The organism is Paenibacillus sp. 23TSA30-6 (assembly GCF_014858585.1).
Taxonomy (GTDB): Bacteria; Bacillota; Bacilli; order Paenibacillales; family Paenibacillaceae; genus Paenibacillus.
The window spans coordinates 1-742 of record NZ_SLTL01000100.1 but is presented as its reverse complement, the minus strand read 5'-3'; the positions used below and the strand labels follow the sequence as shown (position 1 = coordinate 742).

The 742-nt window shown below is 48.9% G+C and carries 1 protein-coding gene; it reads right to left on the bottom strand.

Translation table 11 applies throughout. The features are described from left to right. On the bottom strand, window positions 1-619 hold a 619-nt coding region (locus E0698_RS26270), incomplete at its 3' end, for an IS110 family transposase (protein ID WP_192513432.1). Window positions 620-742 lie beyond the last annotated feature (123 nt).

The window sequence follows — 742 nt, the reverse complement described above, 5'->3', positions numbered from 1 at the left end:
GGAGAGGAAACAGCCTTAACGTGGCAATGGCACTGGTACAAGTGAGGATTTTAAAGACATGCCGAAGTTCTGGGAAAACAATATCTACCCAGCGATGAATCTGGTTAACAGCGCTGTTAAGCCGTTTAGTAACCGTGTCACGATTGGCCATGAGAATCCGCAGCTCCTCGTAGGCTTCCGGGTTGAATCTTACGGGGGAATAGTAGCCGTTCTTGACCATATCCGCGATGACGAGCGCGTCTTTGCGGTCGCTCTTTGACGGGGTATTGTCTCGGTTTTCCTTATTCTTTTTGACAAGGTGGGGATTTACGAGGACGGCTTCAATTCCACGAGAAGAGAGCCAGCGAGCCAGGCTCAGCCAGTAGTGGCCGGTCGGTTCCATACCAACAATGATTTTGCTCAGCTTGTAAGACTGGAGCAGATCTTGAATCCAACGACCGAATAGTTGAAAGCCCTCGTCATAACTACCAAACTCTAACGGCGATCCCAAAGCAATTCCTCGAAAGCTGACCGCACGAGCGACGTGAGACTCCTGAGCAATATCTACGCCGACTACCAAATGTAATGAGGAAATGTTTTCAATGAGTTGATTTTGCTTCTCCTGAGCCTTAAACTTCATGGTAGAGCGACCTCCTGGATGATGGGCTTTTTGAGGCAATGACCTCGTGTGCAACCCCATCGTACCGAGGCGCTCGTTTTTGTGCAAAGGCCAAATTATTCATTCTACAGGAATTCTAACGGG